Annotated in this window: 3 protein-coding genes and 1 pseudogene; all 4 read left to right on the top strand. The window is 52.3% G+C overall.

Annotated features, from left to right (window positions below):
- The coding region (cmr4, locus tag CKO12_RS14035; RefSeq protein ID WP_200155348.1) for a type III-B CRISPR module RAMP protein Cmr4 at nt 1-795 on the top strand (795 nt) is incomplete at its 5' end.
- Entirely contained in the window at nt 792-1,196 is a 405-nt protein-coding gene (gene cmr5 / locus CKO12_RS14030; protein WP_200155347.1) for a type III-B CRISPR module-associated protein Cmr5, read from the top strand. The genes cmr4 and cmr5, both read left to right, overlap by 4 nt.
- Before the next feature lie 3 nt (nt 1,197-1,199).
- Nucleotides 1,200-2,222 (top strand): type III-B CRISPR module RAMP protein Cmr6, encoded by a 1,023-nt coding sequence (cmr6, locus tag CKO12_RS14025; RefSeq protein WP_200155346.1) that lies wholly within the window; start codon nt 1,200-1,202, stop codon nt 2,220-2,222.
- Between the two features lie 369 nt (nt 2,223-2,591).
- Nucleotides 2,592-2,793 (top strand): annotated as a pseudogene (locus tag CKO12_RS14020) (radical SAM protein); the annotation flags it as partial.

The following is a 2,793-nucleotide window of genomic DNA, read 5'->3' as shown; positions in this document are numbered from 1 at the left end:
GTGGATTTACCGATTGCTCGCGCCCGAGCAACCCAGTTGCCGATTGTGCCCGGGTCGTCATTGCGTGGTGTGTTGCGCCAGTCGGTCAGTGAGCACAATGAATCTGCTGCTCGCGCCCTGTTTGGTCTCGCCGATAACGCCAAGAGTTTTGCCGGTGCGTTGGCTGTCGGTGACGCGCATCTGCTCGCGCTACCAGTGCGGGCGTTGGCGGGCATTGTGTGTTATGTCACCGCGCCTTTTATCTTGAATCGCTACGCTGCTGATCTGAAACGCGCCGGATTAACCGCGCCCGAACTTCCTCGCCTGACTGAAAACACGGCGTTTGTTGCCGCTGATTCGGTCAATCGCATTGAGGGAAAACTGGTTTTGGAAGACCTTGATCTGAATGTCAGCGTTGATGGCAGCGCCCTGCAGTGGGCGGAGGTGATTGCGCAATTGATTCATCCTAAAGATGCAGCGGCTCAAACTGATTTCAGACAACGTTTTGCCATTCTGCCCGATAACATCCTCGGTTTTCTGAGCGAAACCGCGACGGAATTGCGCACCCGTATCAGCATTGACGAAAACACTGGCACGGTGAAAAAGGGCGCACTCTGGTTTGAGGAACATCTGCCCGCTGAAACGTTGCTCTGGGGCATTTATGCGCTGACGGATTCCAATGAACCCGATCAACCCTGTGCGCGTGATGCTCTGGCGCGTGCCTTACCTGCCAGCGATACCCTGCTGCAAATCGGCGGTCAGGCGGGAGTTGGGCGCGGATTGGTGCGGTTTCTGACGCAGGAGAAATTGGCATGAATCTGCGTGCTCATCGGGTCGCTCGCGCTGCTTATCTGCGGGTTGAAGCCCACCAGAATGAACCTGACAAGAAAAAATACGGCGCGATTGCCCACAGGTTGCCGGGCATGATTCTGCAGAATGGACTGGCGCAGGCAACCGGCTTTTTACTCGCCAAAGGCAGCAGCTCTCACGAATATCTGATGCTGCTTGACGATCTTAATTTTGTCCTGCGGGCGGGCGAAACGCTCAATGTGCCTAATTGTAATGCGCTGCATCAAGCCATCATCGCTGCCGATTTGAACCAAACGCTCAAACTCACTCGCCACGCACTGGAAGCATCCGGTTGGATTAAACGCTATGTGCAAGGGTTGCTGCGGGTGGATGCCACTGGCAATAACACTGATAACAGCGGAGCTTGACGCATGGCAACTCAACTGATGCGCGAGAATCTACGCCCGCTTTATCGCCAAGCCAATCATGCTCACCCTGGTCTGCTGCTCCAACGTGGCTACGCCGATTATGACAATGAGACTGAAGCGGGACAGCAAGCCAAGACTGCGTATATCCGCCGAATTTGTGGCGTCACTGCTGATTCTTTCTACCACAATGCTTATCAACGCTGGCGGACTGCAACGACTGATCCGCTGCGGTTTTGCCAAGCGGTGCTTGCGCTCCAATCACGCTTGTTCATTGGTTTGACCGGCGGCGGAATGTTGGAAACCGGCTGTGCCATCAGTCATAGCTACGGAATGCCCTATATTCCGGGTTCGAGTATTAAGGGCGTCGTCCGGGCGCAGGTCAGTAAGAGTCTATTCGGCGAGCAGAATCCGGCAGTGATCGCTGAATTATTTGGTGCTGAAGCCGATCTAAATGGAGCGCATCCGTTGGGGCTTTCCGGTTTAGTGAATTTCCATGATGCGTGGTGGGTTCCCACTTCCGCCGAGCGACCGCTGGTTGAGGAGGTCGTGACGACGCATCATCCCAAATACTACGGCAGCGAGGGCGCGACTCCTGCAACTGATTTTGATAGCCCAATTCCCAACGCGCAAATTGCGGTACAGGGCGAGTTTTTATTTGTGTTGGAAGGACCGCTGGCATGGCTGGAACTCGCAGAGAAGATGCTGATTGCTGCGTTGGATCAGGGCGGCATTGGTGCAAAAACCCGCACCGGTTATGGTTTGTTTGATCCACAGCCGAAAGTTCCCGCTGGTGCAGTCTGCGCTTGGGTTGAGGAAACAATCGCTCGTTTGGCGAAACAGAACAATGCACAAGCTGATGACACCTTGCGCGGCAAAGGATTGGCGGCAGAATGGACGGCGTTGACTGATCCGGTGCTCAAAGCAGCAGCGTTGGAAGACATTTGTTCACGCTGGCAGGCGAAAGGTTGGTGGGATGAGCCACCCGGAAAATCCGCCAAACAAGCAAAGGTCATTTACTTGGGTTGACCTTTCAACAAAATGCTTGTCGGCTGCGTTGAAATCGGTAAGATTAAAGTTGACTGTGATCGGCGTTAGCGTAAACAGAAAGAGGCTTTTGTGTTTTGGTCAAAACTTGACCTAACCGTTTTGGGCTTAAAAATGAGTACAATTTTCTATCTGCATCTGATTGATTTTAAGGTAGAAAATTTTTCGCTGAAGGGTTCGCATTGAGACCCGTTTTAAGGGGATTAAGACGTTAGAAGTAAATAGTAAGTATTTGGAAAATAGTTTGAACTGAGACCCGTTTTAAGGGGATTTAAGACCAGACTTCACAGCGTGCTGTGTTGTTACGCGCTCTGTCCTGAGTGATTACCAGCATCCGCACAGGCATTCAGTATGAAATGGTCGTTTAACATCAATGCCAACGCAGCCAAGGTGCAGATTGCTGACACCGCTGACTTCAATCTACTGCCTAAATTGGTTGCGTTGGAGTTGTCGTTAGGTCAGCAGCAAGTTCGTACTATCACACTGGAGTTTGATTCCGATACTCCAATTCCGGTTAATCGCTTGGTGCGGTTGGATTATCAACCACTGACAA

The sequence above is a fragment of the Chromatium okenii genome, from assembly GCF_016583745.1.
GTDB classification, from domain to species: Bacteria; Pseudomonadota; Gammaproteobacteria; order Chromatiales; family Chromatiaceae; genus Chromatium; species Chromatium okenii.
The sequence above is the reverse complement of the archived record's forward strand: the minus strand, read 5'-3'. Positions and strand labels throughout refer to the sequence as shown.